This window comes from Pseudarthrobacter sp. fls2-241-R2A-168 (assembly GCF_030209335.1).
Lineage (GTDB): Bacteria > Actinomycetota > Actinomycetes > Actinomycetales > Micrococcaceae > Arthrobacter.
Window position 1 is genome coordinate 124,347 of the sequence record NZ_JARVSG010000010.1, and the last position, 14,727, is coordinate 139,073.

Here is a 14,727-nt window from a genome sequence, read left to right on the forward strand (position 1 = left end):
ACTGGATGCATGGCGGATAAGCTCACGCCGGAGCGGCGCAGCTGGAACATGTCCCGGATCCGGGGTAAGCACACCAAGCCTGAGCTGCTGGTGCGCCGGCTCCTCCACGCCAAGGGATACCGGTACCGCTTGCACGGGCGCGCCGGCGGAAGCCGGCTGCCGGGCAACCCCGACCTTGTGTTCGCTGGCCGGCGGAAGGTCATTTTCGTCAACGGCTGCTTCTGGCATTTCCATGACTGCCGCGTCGGCCAGCATGCGCCCAAAGCCAATGCCGACTTCTGGGCCGCGAAGCGCGAACGCACCAAGGAGCGCGATGCAAGCCAGCGCCGTTTGCTGGAGGACGCCGGCTGGCAGGTACTCACCCTGTGGGAGTGCGAGCTCAAGGACAGCTCAGCACTCGAATCCCTGCTGGTGCAGTTTCTGGGATCCACCAGCCCAGCGCATCGTCCTGGCACAGAGAAACGCCATTCTTGAGCCAATCTTTAGGCTTTATCCGAGCCGATCTTGATGCGGTTCCAGAAAGATGGAGGCATTGTCCCCATAAGGGACTGCAGGCCATTTCCATCTCGGCATGCGGCCGCGGCCGGCGTTTATTGGCCGACAATTCCCTGACTTGAGTATTAGGGACAGAAACCCGCAGTCCCATCAAGAAACCCACAATTATCCTGCGAAACCATCATTAGGAAAAGGAACACCCCTAATCTGAAGAAGACGAAATTCCGCCAATGAGCGCCCCGTTTCCCAGGTGGAAAACCCCAGCCGAGAGGACCGTAATGACGCTGTCTGGTGATGCCGGGAGGCCGCTCGTGGACAGGTCAGTCCTGGACAGGCTGCGTGCGGAACTTGAGGAGGACGAGGGATACTGCAGGATCTTCGTGAGGAACTTCATCGACTATCTCCCGCACCGGATCGGACGGCTGCAGCAGGCTTTGACCACCGGGGACCTGGACGGGTCAGTGGACGCGGTCCTGAGTTTGAAGACATCAAGCCAGATGGTGGGGGCCGAACGGCTGGCGGGCCTGGCCATGGCCCTGGAAGGTGAAATCCGAAGGGAAGCCTACAAGGCCGACGTCGCGGTCGTCCTGCCCAGGCTTGCGGCGTCCTTCCTGCGGCCCATCAGCCAGTGCAGCCGGCAGACAATGCACCGGTTGCAGTCTCAGTGCTCGCTTGGAGCCAGCCGGTAGCCGACGCCGCGCACCGTCTGGAGCCATCGCGGCTTTTGCGGCGAATCACCCAGTTTCTTGCGCAGGTTGCCCATGTGCACCTCGACGGACCGTTCGTCCGCCTCGCTGATGTAGCCCCCGACGTCGTAATCCTCGTCCCGCAGCCGGCGCACCAGGTCCGCTTTGGTCCGGACAGTCCGGCCTGCTTCCAGCAGGGCGTGCAGGAGTTCGAACTCCGTGCGGGTCAGGTTCATTTCCGTGCCGTCCACGGTCACCGTGCGGGACGCGTAACTCAGCTCCAGCCCGTTGTGGCTGTAATTCCCCCGCTCGGGATGCGCGGCCGCATCGGCGGAGGCCTCCACACCCGAGGCTTCGGCCGATTCGGGCCCCGAACGGGGGCGCCGCATCATGGCGGCGATGCGGGCGCGAAGTTCGCGGGGACGGAACGGCTTGGTGAGGTAGTCATCGGCGCCGGATTCGAGCCCGATCAGCGTGTCCAGCTCTTCCGTGCGGGCCGTCAGCATCACGATGTAGGCGTCCGAGAACTCGCGGATTTGCCGTGACACTTCAAAGCCGTCGATGTCCGGCAGGCCAAGATCCAGGGTGATGACGTCCGGGTTCAGCGTCTTCGCAGTCAGGACACCCTCGGCGCCGCTGCTGGCAACGGTTACGTCAAAGCCAGCCTGGGTCAGGACAGTACGGACCAGTTCGCGGATGTCGTGGTCATCCTCGATGACCAGTCCCACACGTGCATCACTCATAGCGCCCCCTCAGCAGCCGACGTCAGAAGTATAGCTGCCTGCGGATATCCTGCTGCTATGGCTCTGCACACCCCACCCCGTAAGCTGCCGCGCAATGACTGACCCCATCGCATGGTCCACGGGGAAGCTGAGGTTTTTCCGGCGCCCTTTCCATGAGTACACACTGACTGAGCGCGTGGCATTGAGCCAGATGCCGCTGTTCGTGACCACCTTGCTGACGGCGTTCCTGATCTGGGCGTTCTTCCCCTCCACCATGGGCAACCCCCTGTTTGTCACCTTCCTGGTGTCACAAATCGCCATCATGGCCATGTGCTACCTGGTGCCCTGGGGCCGGCTGCCCTACACCAGCTTCCTGGTTATACCGCTGCTGGACTTCGTCTCCATTGCGCTGGGCCGGGAGGGCGGGCAGGAAAGCCTGACCGGGATCAGCCTGCTTGCCGTGTTCCCGGTGATCTGGTTGTGCGCGTCCGGCTACTATCCCCGGGCCGCTTTGTGGCTGTCCTTCCTCGGGCCGCTGGCAATCATCTGGGTCCCCTTGCTGATCAAGGGCGCCCTGACCGGGCAGGACTTTGCCCGGTCGTTGCTCCTGCCAGTGATGATGCTCGGCATTGGCGTCTCGGTCAGCGTCCTGACGCTCAGCATGATGCGCCAGCAGCGCGAACTGGAGGAAAAGGACGCCCAGCTGCAGGCCAACCTGCGCAGCAGCCAGCGCCAGGAGTCATTGCTCAACACCGTCCTGGACACCGTCCACCTGGGCGTCCTCGCCGTTGACGCCGACGGGCATGACGTGCTGATGAACCGGAAGCAGCGGGTTAACCACGAGCTGGCCCGGCCCAAGGACATTGCGGATCCGAATGAGTCCCAGCTCCTGGTCTTCGGCCCGGACCGGAAAACCCTTGTTCCGGTGGAGGAGCGTCCAGTCCGGCGGGCAGTGCTGGGCGAAACATTTACCGACTACCTGGTGTGGCTGGGTTCCGGCAACGAACAGCGCGCTTTTGTGACCACCGCGCGCGCCATGAAGGACAACGACGGCACATTCGCCGGCTCAGTGATCGCGTTCAGCGACGTGACCGACCTCGTCAACGCGCTGACCGCCAAGGACGACTTCGTCTCCAGCGTCTCGCACGAATTCCGGACGCCGCTGACGTCCATCCTCGGATACGTGGAGATTCTCCTGGGTGACGAACCCGACGAATCGCAGGTGGACATGCTGGAGATCATCCGCAGGAACTCGGAACGCCTGCTGACGCTGGTGTCCGACCTGCTGTCCAGCCGCAACGGCCAGCTCATCGTGACACCGCACGCCGTGGATGTGGCGGAACTGGTGCGCACCAGTGTTTCCTCCGCCATGCCAAGGGCGGCTGCCTCGGGTGTGGAGCTCACCGCCGAGACGCCGGACCGTCTCGAAGCCCACGTCGACGGGCCCCGGATCTCCCAGGTACTGGACAACCTGGTCTCCAACGCCATCAAGTACTCCCCCGGTGGCGGCAACGTGCTGGTGACGCTGGCCCAGGAGGATGGGCACCTCGCCTGCCGGGTAACCGACACCGGCATGGGTATGACCCCGGAGGACGCGTCCGAAGTCTTTGCCAAGTTCTTCCGCACCAGCAACGTCCGCAGGACCGCCATTCCCGGAGTTGGCCTGGGCCTTCCCATTAGCAAGGCTATTGTGGAAGCGCACGGCGGGACCATCGAAGTGGAAAGCACACTCGGCGAAGGAACAACGTTTATCTTCCGGGTCCCCGTCTAAATTTCGACAAGCTCAAGCACCGGCGATTGCCCGCTCAAGCACCGGCGGTTGCGCGCGCCTGCCGGACAACTTCGCCCCAGGACTGCCGGGCGAGTTCCTGGATGGCGGCGAGGATTTCCGATGGCGGCCGGGACAGGTCCAGCGGAAACTCGACAATATCGATGTCCGTATTCAGGATGCGCCGCAGTTTTACCTCCCCCGCGCCGGCGTAAACCAGCCAGGCGGTAGGCACCGCCAGCGCGGTGCAGTGCGCCAGCATCTGGTAGTGGTCAGCGGTCAGGGAGGCTCCGAGGTCGGAGGCAGCCTTGTACTTGGTGTTGTAAGCCACCACGGGCCGCCCGCCCAGCAGGTGCACCGCGTCCGGCCGCACAGATAACCGGTCCGCGTCCCGCACCGCCTCGCTCAGCAGCGCGTTGTACTGGAGCCGGAGCTCCCCGGGATAGGAAGCCATCGCCTCACGCAGCGCCTTGCCCACGAAGTCCTCGAACACCTGGGCCATGTCCACCACAAAGGACGCGGTCTGCTGGTGGCCTTCGCCGGCTTCCGCGGAGGCGTTGCGCAGGATGAGCTCCGACAGGCGGAGGACGGCGTGGTAGCGGACATTCATCCTGGTGGCTGTCCACGCTGGCAGCGGAGCGCCGGCTGGAAGGCGGGTGACGGCGTCGAGCTTTCCCTTGAGTTGGCGGAGCCGGCTCAGGACGTCGGGGCGGACCCGCGGCACCTGGCCCATCCGCTCCAGTGCCGCCCGCAGGATGCGGTTTTCGGCGATGTCCTCACTGAACTCGTCATAGGACACCTCCAGCGGCACCAGCATGCCGGGCCGCCGGGAGATCTGGTCCGAGATCCGGATGCGGCCCTTGACCGTTCGCAGAGACTCATCCACCGTGCGGTAGCCCTGCAGCACACCGCGGCCCAGCGCCCGCTCCGCCAGCTGGGCCAGGGATTCAGCCAGGGCGCTCCACAGTTCGCGATCCTCCACGGCGGCCACGGAGTCGGGACGGAAACCCTGTTCACCCGCGTAGCTGAGCAGGAACAGGAGCCGGCTGAGCCCCAGCCGGTCCTTGGGGCGGACGTCCAGTTGCACCGTGGAAGTCCGCACCGAGCCCACCTTGCCTACCGGCTCAATCCGGTAGAGCCCCATACCCATCGGCGATGCCTTGGCCAGGCCGCTGGAGTTCAGGAAGGAGGCGCTGGCCGGGTCCAGCCGTTCCACGATGCCGCGGGACAGTTCGTCCAGCACCAGGTGCCGGACGGAAGCACGTGGATCAGCGGCCTGCAAGGCGTTCCAGCAGCGGGTCCAGCCCGAAGCGTTCCTCGAGCTGCGCCCGAGTCAGCTGTCCGTGGTAGTGCTCCTCGAGCAGTGGCATCAGCTCGTACTTCCAGATCCGGCGCAGCCCTGCGGGCGTCTGGGCGGCCGGCTTCATGAAGTACGAGGGGCCGATCATCAGGTCCCGGTCCCACTCGTCGATGGCCCCGTTCAGGGCATCCAGCAGCAGCGCCGGGGTGGTGTCCAGCTGGCGGGCTTCAAGGAACCGCAGCAGGGACCCCTTCACCGGTTCGGTCTGCGGGTGCAGTTCGATGAAGGCAAAGCGGCGGCGGATCGCGGCGTCCATCATGGCAATGGACCGGTCCGCGGTGTTCATGGTGCCGATGATGTACAGGTTGTCCGGCAGCGTAAAAGGCTCGTTGGGGCTGTACTGCAGGTAGATCCGGTCGTCACGGTACTCCAGCAGGAAATACAGCTCGCCGAACACCTTGGCGAGGTTGGCGCGGTTCATTTCGTCGATGATGAGGAAGTACGGCTTTTTCTCATTGCCGGGTTTGGCCGCCTCCTCCGCCAGCCGGCGCAGCGGTCCGGCGACGAGCTTGAAGGACACCTGGCCCTCGTCCGTTTTATCCGGCCGGTAGCCCTCGAAGAAATCCTCGTAAGCGTAGGACGGGTGGAACTGCACGAGTTTGACCCGCTCGTCAGTGGTGTCGTCCGCGAGCTCGGCCGCGAGGTGCTTGGCCAGGTAGGTCTTCCCGGTGCCTGGCGGGCCGTACAGGACCAGCTGCCGGTTCTCCTCCAGCAGTTCCGCAATTTCCTGCAGCGGCTCGAGTTCCATGTGCAGCGAGTCGGCGAACTCGCGGGTCAGCGGGCGGAAGCCTTCCTGGACGGGAGGGACGACGGCGGCCGCTTCAGCGTCGCCGTCGGGCTCGGTTTCCGCTTCGGCGGGCAGCAGGCCCTGCAGGGCCTGGACCACGCGGGTCACGTCAACGACGATGCCGGGGGTGGCGAGCTGACGCTGGACGTGCCGGGGAAGGCTGGTGGTGGTGTGCCCTTCGTCGAACCAGCGCACCTTCCGCCGCAGCCGCCGGTTGTCCTCATTGTGTTCAGGCTCGCCGAGCACCCCGCCCAGCCGAACCTTTCCGGCGTGCTGGTAAAGCACCAGGTCCCCGGGTTTCATCACGGTCAAGAAGGCAAAAACGGCGGTCTTGGTGTCCTCGCGTTCAACGTAGCCGAGGTGCTTGTAGTCCTCGTCCACGGCGTGCTGCACCACCCCTGCGGTGACGCCGGGGCCCAGCAGGCGGAGATGTTCGACGTCGAGCGTCACCTTCTCCTCGCCCGACCAGGCCGTGAGCAGCTCGGTGTTGTCGCTGTGCGTGCGGAGCAGCCACGCGCGCCGGCCGGGGTCGCCCACTTTGCGCCACTGGCTGATCAGCTGTCGGGCGTACCAGTCGATGCGCTGCCCGGCCTGTTCATCCAGGTGGAGGCGGATGCGGTGGATGTCCGCGGTGATGTCCTCTTCGCTGTCGCCTTTGGCCCCGCCCACCAGCGAGGCGAACGCGTCCCGGATTTCCTGCCGCTCCACGTCCGCCACGACCGGCTCGAAGTAGCTGGGCCAGGCGAGGAACTCGATGCTGCGGCGGATGGCGGGCTGATCGTCCGGCGTGGATGCGGCGAGCCGGTGGAACTGCAGGGGGTCCTTGATGGCTGCCTGCACCACGCTTGCCGGCCGCTGCGCCACGTTCTGCACAAAGCGGCACAGCCATTTGAGGTGGTCCCAGATGGTCCAGTTGAATTCGGCGGTCCGGTCGCGGATCACGCCGTGGTCCGTCATGCCCGCGTACAGCTCGACCGGGAGTTCCAACGGCGGCTCCAGCCAGCCCGCGGCCTCGGCCACGCGGGCGCGCTTGACCTTCAAGGATTTCACCTCGTGGGCCAGCGGAAGTGACTGCAGGAACAGCAGTTCCACGGCCAGCTGTTTGGCCCCTCGCGTGGCGCCCTCCAGGTTCTCACGGAGGTTTGTCATCATGGGGGCCTTGGAGTCAGCGATGCCCCGGTCCAGGCGATCAAGCAACTCCGCGGCGGCCGGAACGGACCACGTCCTGGTGCGGCCGTCCAGGGGTGAAGCCTTTCCCTGCAGACCCGGCCCCAGTACGAACCACGCCGCATCCTCAATCTCCTTGGAGATGCCGAGGGCGCGGGTCATGGCAACAGTGGCAGTGGGGGTCATGGATTCAAATTTACAGGGTGAAGCTGGACGGGCGCTCAGAGCGGCCTGGCGCCCGTCCAGCTTCACCGGCTACATCGCTGTGATGGGCCGCTTCCGACCGAAGGTGAAGTACCCCACCGGGCCAATGAAATTGATGAATGATGCCGCCCGCCAGGCAGCCTTAGGACCGTTGATCTGAGCCGCCGGGCGCTGGGAAATGTCCCGCTGCGCTGCAATCAGCAGGGACAGGTTGACGAGTCCCGCCACAATGGTGCCGGCCTTCGCGGCCGGGGACATTTCCTTCCAGGTCTTCTTCTTCCTGGCGACTCGGGTCTTGTTCTTGGCCATGATGATCTGCTCCTTGGTTCGGGTTATCAGTTTCTGACGGGGTGCTTTTCTGTGCAATCTTTTCTGTAAACCCCAGTGGAACCAGCTCCGCCGGTCACGCCGTGAACGGTGCCATCCGTTCCTTCTGCTCGGGCGTGAGGCGCTGCACCCGCCCCGTTCTCTCGTCCACAAACGCGAGGTGGCTGCTGGCCTTCACGCAGTCTTCCCGGGTGACGGGGTCCTGGAGCAGGTAGTGGATATCGAAACTGGCGCCTTTGACGGCGCCGATCCACACCTGCACCACGGCAGGAACGTTCCGGTACTCCAACGTCCTGACGTACCGGATCTTGTGGTCCACCACCAGCGCCATGGTGCCCTCGGGAACATCGTTGAACAGGGAGACGTGCGGTTCCACCCCCGGCAGTCCTGCTCCCCTGGGCGGCCCGAAGGCCGCGATCCGGGCTTCTTCCAGCATCCGAACGATCTGGACATTGTTGATGTGGCCGTAGGCGTCCATGTCGCCCCAGCGCATGGGGACGAGCACCTCGATGCGGCTGGTCTCCTGCACCGCGTCCTCCCGCGCGCTTTCATCCTGCACCGGGGCCTCTGCCGCGCTCAGCTGTGCACCGCCGTCGAGTCATCCACCTGGGCTTCCCCTGCGTCCGCGCCCGCGAACTGGGACATGTAGAGCCGGTAGTAGGCTCCTCCGGCCGCCAGGAGGACCTTGTGGTTGCCCTGTTCCACGATTCTGCCGTTTTCCATCACCAGGATGGTGTCGGCGTCGCGGATGGTGGAGAGCCGGTGGGCGATGACGAAGCTGGTGCGGTCCGTCCGCAGCGCTGCCATGGCCTTTTGCACCAGCAGTTCGGTACGGGTGTCAACGGAGCTGGTGGCCTCATCGAGGATCAGCAGCGACGGGTTAGCCACGAACGCGCGGGCGATGGTGATGAGCTGCTTTTCACCGGCGCTGACGTTGTTGCCTTCCTCGTCGATGACCGTGTTGTAGCCCTCGGGCAGGGCACGGACGAAGCGGTCCACGAACGTGGCTTTGGCTGCGGCCATCACCTGCTCTTCGGTGGCGTCGAGGTTGCCGTAGCGGATGTTGTCGTAAATGGACCCGCCGAACAGCCACGCGTCCTGCAGCACCATGCCCACCTTGGAGCGGAGCTCGGACCGGCTGAGGTGGGTGATGTCCACCCCGTCCAGGGTGATGGACCCGGAGTTGAGCTCGTAGAAGCGCATCACCAGGTTCACCAGGGTGGTCTTGCCCGCGCCTGTCGGCCCCACGATCGCCACGGTGTTTCCCGGTTCGGCCGTGAAGGAGAGGTTCTCGATCAGCTTCTTGTCCTCGGTGTAGCTGAAGGTGACGTCCTTGAAGTCCACGTGCCCGTCGGTCTTGGGCGGAAGGTGCTCGGTGGCGGTTTCGACATCCTGTTCGTCGGCGTCGAGGAACTCGAACACGCGCTCCGAGGACGCCACGCCGGACTGGAGCATGTTGGCCATGCCTGCCATCTGGCCCAGCGGCTGGGTGAACTCGCGCGAGTACTGGATGAACGCCGTCGCATCTCCCAGCGACATGGAGCCCGAAGCGACCCGAAGGCCGCCCACCACGGCGATCCCGACATAGCTGAGGTAGGACACGAACTGCATCACCGGGAAGATGATGCCGGAGACGAACTGGGCACCAAAGCTTGCCTTGTACAGGGCCTCGTTGCGTTCCTCGAACCGTTCCAGCATGTCGGCGTCCCGGCCGAAGACCTTCACGAGGTCGTGCCCGGAGAAGGATTCCTCGATCTGCCCGTTCAGGGAACCGGTGTTCTTCCACTGGGCGGCGAACAGTTTCTGGCTGCGCACGCCGATCATGCCGGCAGCCACGCCGGAGAGCGGCAGGGCGACCAGTGCGATGAGCGCCAGCTGCCAGGACACGATGAACATCATGACCACGATGCCCAACACCGTCAGGACTGAGTTGATCAGCTGGGCGAAGGCCTGCTGGAGCGCCTGCTGGATATTGTCGACGTCGTTGGTCACCCGGGACAGGACGTCGCCGCGCTGGCGGGTGTCGAAGTAGTTCAGCGGCAGCCGGTTGAGCTTCTTCTCGGTATCGTCGCGGAGCCGGCGGATCACCTTCATCACGATGCGGTTCAGTACATACCCCTGCAGCCACAGGAAGATGTTGGCCACGAAGTACATCAGCAGCACCACGGCGATGAGTGTGGTGAGCTTGTCGAAGTTGATGCCGGTGCCGGGCACCAGCTCCATCCGCGACACCATGTCTGCGAAGTTGTCCTGGCCCTGCTGGCGCAGGCCGTCCACGAACTGGTCCTTGCTCACCCCGGCGGGAAGCTGTTTGCCCACCACCCCGGCGAAGATGACGTCCATGGCCTGGCCCAGGATCTTCGGCGCAATCACGTTCAGGACCACGGCGATGACCACCATGGCCACCACCACGTAGATCCCCAGCGCCTCAGGCTTCAGCAGCCCCATCAGCCGCTTGGCAGAGGGCCAGAAGTGCTCGGCCTTCTTCGCGGGCATGCCGCCGAACATGTCGCCGTCAGCTTCGGAGGGCTTGTACTCCTCCTCGACGAATTCGTCGTCCTCCAGGACGTCCGCCGCCGGTCCGGCGTTGAGCTGCTCCTCGGCAGCGGTGTCTTTCACCCCGGTGGAGTCCTTCTTGCGGGCGCTCATGCCATTTCCTCCACGCTCAGCTGGGATTCAACAATTTCCTGGTAGGTAGGTGAGGTTTCCAGGAGTTCCTCATGTGTTCCCCGGTCCACGATCCGGCCGTTGTCCAGCACCAGGATCTGGTCCGCCTCGGTGATCGTGGAAATCCGCTGGGCCACGATGATGACGGTGGCGTCGGCGGTGCTGTGCTTGAGCGCGGCCCGGAGCCGGGCGTCCGTGGCGACGTCCAGGGCGGAGAAGGAGTCATCAAACAGATAAACGCGGGGTTTAGTCACCAGGGCCCGGGCAATGCAGAGGCGCTGCCGCTGCCCGCCGGAAACGTTGGTGCCGCCCTGGGAGATGCGGGAGTTCAGCCCGTTCTTTTTCTCCCGGACGAAGTCGGCGCCCTGTGCCACCTCGAGCGCGTCCCAGAGCTCGTGGTCAGTTGCCTCGGTCTTGCCGAAGCGGAGGTTGTGCTCGATGGTCCCGGAAAAGAGGTACGGCCGCTGCGGCACCAGCGCCACCCGCTTGGTGATCTCGGCGCGGTCCAGCCTGCTGACGGGAACTCCGTCCAACAGCACCTCGCCCTCAACGGTGTCGTACAGGCGCGGCAGGAGCGAGAGCAGGGACGTCTTGCCCGCACCTGTGGAGCCAATGATCGCGATGGTCTGGCCCGGCCGGGCAGTGAAGCTGACGTTGCTCAGGACCGGCGCTTCGGCGCCCGGGTAGGCGAACGTGACGTTCCGGTATTCGACCACGCCGGCGAGGGACGCGGGCGCCTCCGGCCGCTCAGGGTCATGGATGGAGGGCTCGACGTCGAGCACCTCGCCGATGCGGTCGGCACAGACCGAGGCGCGCGGAATCATCATGGCCATAAAGGTGCCCATCATGACGGCCACCAGGATCTGCAGCAGGTATTGCAGGAACGCCGTCAGGGCGCCCACCTGCATGTCTCCGGAGTCCACGCGCTGCCCGCCAAACCAGAGCACTGCGGCGGTGGACAGGTGCAGGATCATGCCGATGGCCGGGAACATCAGAACAAACAGGGAGCCGATCTTCAGGGAGACGTCGGTCAGCTCCTTGTTGGCCTCACCAAACCGCTCGGTTTCGTACGGTTCACGCACGAATGCCCGCACCACGCGGATGCCAATGATCTGCTCGCGCAGCACCGCGTTGATGCGGTCGATCTTTTTCTGCATGGACCGGAACAGCGGCATCAGCCGGACCACGAGGTACCCCACCACAACGGTCAGCAGGGGCACGGAGACCCAGACGAGCCAGGACAGGCTGATGTCCTCACGCAGCGCCATGATGATGCCGCCGACGCACATGATGGGGGTGGCCACCATGAAGTTCAATCCCATCAGCACCAGCATCTGCACCTGCTGGACGTCGTTGGTGCCGCGCGTGATCAGCGTAGGCGCACCAAAGGCGTTGACGTCCTTGGCGGAGAAGCTGGTGACTTTGCGGAACACTGCGCGCCGCAGGTCCCGGCCGAGGGCCATCGCGGTCTTGGAGCCAAAGTAGACACCGGCAATCGCAGTGCCCACCTGGACGAACGCCACCAGCAGCATCACGGCACCCGTACGCCAGATGAAGTCGGTATCCCCGCGGGACACGCCTTCATCGATGATCCGGGCGTTCAGGCTCGGCAGGTAGAGGGCCGCGATGGTGGAAGCCAGCTGGAAGAAAATGACAGCCAGAATGTACGGCGCATACGGTTTTGAGTAGCGCCGGATGAGGGTGAGGAGCATGATTCCAACTCTAGTGTTGACCACCGACAACACGCCGCCCGGGAAGCATATTTTCCGTGGAATTGATTAATTCGGGTCCGGGAAGCACAAAGCCGCCGCCGGGCACCGGGTGGTTCCGGTGCCCGGCGGCGGCTCAATGAGGCCTTCAGTCCTGTGGCGCGCCGGCGCTGTGCTTGCCGTGGCTGGCGATGTAGAGCGCTGCGGCAGCTTGCGACTTCCGTTCTTTAAGGAGCCTGCGCTTCAGCCGGCTGAGCTCGGCCGCCGTCGCTGCCTGCTGGGCCGCCACTTCGCGTTGGGAGCGGAGCTGTTCCTGGATGTCCAGCACCAGCTTCCCCAGCTCCACCTGCTGCCGGGCCAGCAAATGCTGGGTGTCCTGCAGCTTCTGCACTGTCTCGGCAGTTGTTGCAGCGGCACTGGCCTTGGAGTCCTCTGCGTCGTAGTTCAGGGCAAAGGCCTTCTCGAGGTCGTCAGCGGTGAGCACCGCAGAACCCGTAGCCGGCACTGCGGAAATGCCGCCGTCGTACGCCTTGCTGCCTGCGCTGCCGGAATCAAGGCTGCCGGCGCTGGCACGCCCAGCACCTGCATCACTGGCGGGCACAGTGCCCGCTGCCTGCGGCAGCTGCCCGGTGACGGCGGTCATCCCCGCTTCTCCGGCAGCATTGGCCTGGATAGTGGCCTCCGGAGTGATATCCACGGTGCGGCGGAGTGGCTTTTCCTTGATGAACAGGACCGCGAGCAGGGCCACCACGCTGACCGCGGCGGAGATCATAAAGATCCCGGCGGTGGCGTCACCGTACGCGGCGCGCATGACTTCAGCCACCGGGGCGGGCAGGTCCTTCAGGTCCAGCGTGGCGCCGCTGTTGCCCGAGGCCTGGATCCCGAGCTTGGTGAGGCCGTCGGTGGCCAAATCCTTGACGTGGTTGGCCATGACGGCGCCCAGGACGGAGACGCCGATGGCGCCGCCAACCGAACGGAAGAAGGCAACGGACGCACTGGCCGAACCGATGTCAGACGCCTTCACAGTGTTCTGCACAGCAAGGACCAGGTTCTGCATCAGCATGCCCAGGCCGATACCAAAGATGGCGGTGTACAGGCCGGTCAGCCAAAGTTCGGTGGTGTGGTCCATGGTCCCCGCGAGCGCCAGGCCGCCGATCAAGAAGACGGTACCGCCGATCAGGAAGCGCTTCCACTTGCCATAGCGGCTGATGAGCTGGCCGGAGACCACCGAGCCCACCAGGTTGCCCGCGATCATGGGAAGAGTCAGCAGGCCGGCTTCGGTGGGTGTGGCGCCGCGGGCCACCTGGTAGTACTGGCCCAGGAACGTGGAGGAACCGAACATGGCCACACCCACGGCCACGGACGCGAGGATGGCCAAGGCCGTGGTGCGCTCGGAGATGATCTTCAGCGGGATGATTGGCTGGGAGACCTTGGATTCAACCAGCACCAGCAGAGCGAGCAGGAGGACGCCGCCGCCCACCATCAGTGCGGACTGCCAGGACCACCAGTCGTAGTATTCTGCCTTGCCGGCGAAGGACACCCAGACCAGGAGCAGGCTCACGCCGCTGGTCAGCAGGATGGCACCGAGCCAGTCGATCTTGGCCGGCCGCTTGATGTGCGGAACCTTCAGTGTGACCTGGAGCAGGATCAGGGCCACGACGGCGAGCGGGACGCAGACGAAGAAGGTCCAGCGCCAGCCTAGCGGGCTGTCCACAATGAAGCCGCCCAGCAGCGGGCCGCCGGCGGTGCCCACCGCCATGACCGCACCCATGTAGCCGGAGTACTTGCCGCGTTCACGCGGCGGGATGATGGAGCCGATGATGGCCTGGGCCAGGGCCGTCAGGCCACCCATGGCGATGCCCTGGATCACGCGGGCGGTCAGCAGGAACGGGATGTTCTCGGAGAAACCGGCCATCACGGAGCCGGTCACGAAGATCACGATGCTGAGTTGGACCAGGACCTTCTTGTCGAAGAGGTCCGCAAGTTTGCCCCAGATGGGCGTGGTGGCCGCGTTGGCGAGCAGGGCCGCGGTGATCACCCAGGCGAAGTCAGTCTGCGTGCCTTTGAGTTCGGACATGATGGTGGGCAGCGCGTTGGCCACGATGGTGCTGCTGAGGATCGCGGTGAAGAAGGCAGCCAGCAGGCCGGTGAGGGCCTCCATGATCTGCCGGTGGTTCATGGGGGCGCCGGGTTCGTGGCGTTTGGACTGCCGCGATTCCTGCTTCCCGGTCCGGGCGCGCTCGTGCTGCGCGGTGGCGGTGACGTTAGCCATTAAGTGACTCCTCCAAGGTTTTCTGTTCATTGGTGGCGCCGGCCGCCGTTGCCCGGGCTGATTTCTTCAGTGATTCTGTGAGCCTGCGGAGGGATTTCGCCGTGTCCCCGGCGTCCTCCTCGCTCCAGTCGCGCAGGTAGTCCTGCAGAACTGCGGTGCGCTGCTCCTCGATATGCCGGAGCTTCTCGGCTCCCAACGGGGTGAGGGCAACCAGCTGGGCCCGGCCGTCGTCGGGATCCTGCCTGCGAACCACCAGGCCATGCTCCTCAAGGTCGGCAATGTGGCGGCTGAGGACGGGAGCGCTGACGCCGAGCCGCTCTGCCAGCCGGGTGGCCCGCGCCTCCCCCTCCCCCACAAAGCGCAGCACCCCCTGCAGAGCCACGCCCGTCTCCTGCCCGCGGACGTTCGCGGTGGAGATGCACCGCACCGCGCGCTGGAGATCGAAGATTTGATAAACGAGATCCGCTGCCGTATCCGGTGCTACTGCCATTGCTTCAGCACTCCTTACTTGTTTGCCTGAAGCAACTATATCCTAATCTGGTTGCTTTGGGAAACTAAAGGAG

General features: G+C 64.8%; 12 protein-coding genes. 3 read left to right on the forward strand and 9 right to left on the reverse strand.

The window, feature by feature from the left end:
- Positions 1 to 9: 9 nt before the first annotated feature.
- Entirely contained in the window at positions 10 to 474 is a 465-nt protein-coding gene (locus QRN11_RS07610; protein WP_285250498.1) for a very short patch repair endonuclease, read from the forward strand.
- Between the two features lie 299 nt (positions 475 to 773).
- Positions 774 to 1,184, forward strand: a complete 411-nt coding sequence (locus tag QRN11_RS07615) for an Hpt domain-containing protein (protein ID WP_285250499.1) — start codon at positions 774 to 776, stop codon at positions 1,182 to 1,184.
- Here the strand turns inward: QRN11_RS07615 and QRN11_RS07620 are convergent.
- A complete protein-coding gene (locus QRN11_RS07620; RefSeq protein ID WP_170850697.1) occupies positions 1,157 to 1,924 on the reverse strand; it encodes a response regulator transcription factor in 768 nt (255 codons plus the stop codon). The genes QRN11_RS07615 and QRN11_RS07620 overlap by 28 nt on opposite strands.
- Before the next feature lie 94 nt (positions 1,925 to 2,018).
- Here QRN11_RS07620 and QRN11_RS07625 point away from each other — a divergent pair, with 94 nt between their 5' ends.
- Positions 2,019 to 3,674 carry a sensor histidine kinase gene (locus tag QRN11_RS07625; protein WP_285250500.1) on the forward strand — a complete coding sequence of 552 codons (1,656 nt, stop codon included), beginning with the start codon at positions 2,019 to 2,021 and terminating at the stop codon, positions 3,672 to 3,674.
- Between the two features lie 34 nt (positions 3,675 to 3,708).
- Here QRN11_RS07625 and QRN11_RS07630 read toward each other — a convergent pair whose 3' ends face one another.
- The 8 genes from QRN11_RS07630 to QRN11_RS07665 all read right to left on the reverse strand — a co-directional run bounded on the left by QRN11_RS07630 (position 3,709) and on the right by QRN11_RS07665 (position 14,654).
- On the reverse strand, positions 3,709 to 4,953 hold the full coding sequence (locus QRN11_RS07630; protein WP_285250501.1) for a 5-methylcytosine restriction system specificity protein McrC: 1,245 nt from the start codon (positions 4,951 to 4,953) through the stop codon (positions 3,709 to 3,711).
- On the reverse strand, positions 4,940 to 7,171 hold the full coding sequence (locus QRN11_RS07635; protein ID WP_285250502.1) for an McrB family protein: 2,232 nt from the start codon (positions 7,169 to 7,171) through the stop codon (positions 4,940 to 4,942). Before QRN11_RS07635 ends, QRN11_RS07630 begins: the two co-directional genes overlap by 14 nt.
- A gap of 69 nt (positions 7,172 to 7,240) precedes the next feature.
- Complete coding sequence (locus QRN11_RS07640) at positions 7,241 to 7,498, reverse strand: PLDc N-terminal domain-containing protein (RefSeq protein WP_285250503.1); 258 nt, start codon at positions 7,496 to 7,498, stop codon at positions 7,241 to 7,243.
- A gap of 94 nt (positions 7,499 to 7,592) precedes the next feature.
- Entirely contained in the window at positions 7,593 to 8,009 is a 417-nt protein-coding gene (locus QRN11_RS07645; protein WP_142064791.1) for an acyl-CoA thioesterase, read from the reverse strand.
- An 83-nt stretch (positions 8,010 to 8,092) separates the two neighbouring features.
- Positions 8,093 to 10,165, reverse strand: coding sequence for an ABC transporter ATP-binding protein (locus QRN11_RS07650; protein ID WP_285250504.1), 2,073 nt, complete (start codon positions 10,163 to 10,165; stop codon positions 8,093 to 8,095).
- A complete protein-coding gene (locus QRN11_RS07655; RefSeq protein ID WP_285250505.1) occupies positions 10,162 to 11,895 on the reverse strand; it encodes an ABC transporter ATP-binding protein in 1,734 nt (577 codons plus the stop codon). Before QRN11_RS07655 ends, QRN11_RS07650 begins: the two co-directional genes overlap by 4 nt.
- Before the next feature lie 145 nt (positions 11,896 to 12,040).
- Positions 12,041 to 14,164, reverse strand: coding sequence for an MDR family MFS transporter (locus QRN11_RS07660; protein ID WP_285250506.1), 2,124 nt, complete (start codon positions 14,162 to 14,164; stop codon positions 12,041 to 12,043).
- Positions 14,157 to 14,654 (reverse strand): MarR family winged helix-turn-helix transcriptional regulator, encoded by a 498-nt coding sequence (locus tag QRN11_RS07665; protein WP_285250507.1) that lies wholly within the window; start codon positions 14,652 to 14,654, stop codon positions 14,157 to 14,159. The genes QRN11_RS07660 and QRN11_RS07665 overlap by 8 nt, the downstream gene beginning before the upstream one ends.
- Between the last annotated feature and the right edge of the window lie 73 nt (positions 14,655 to 14,727).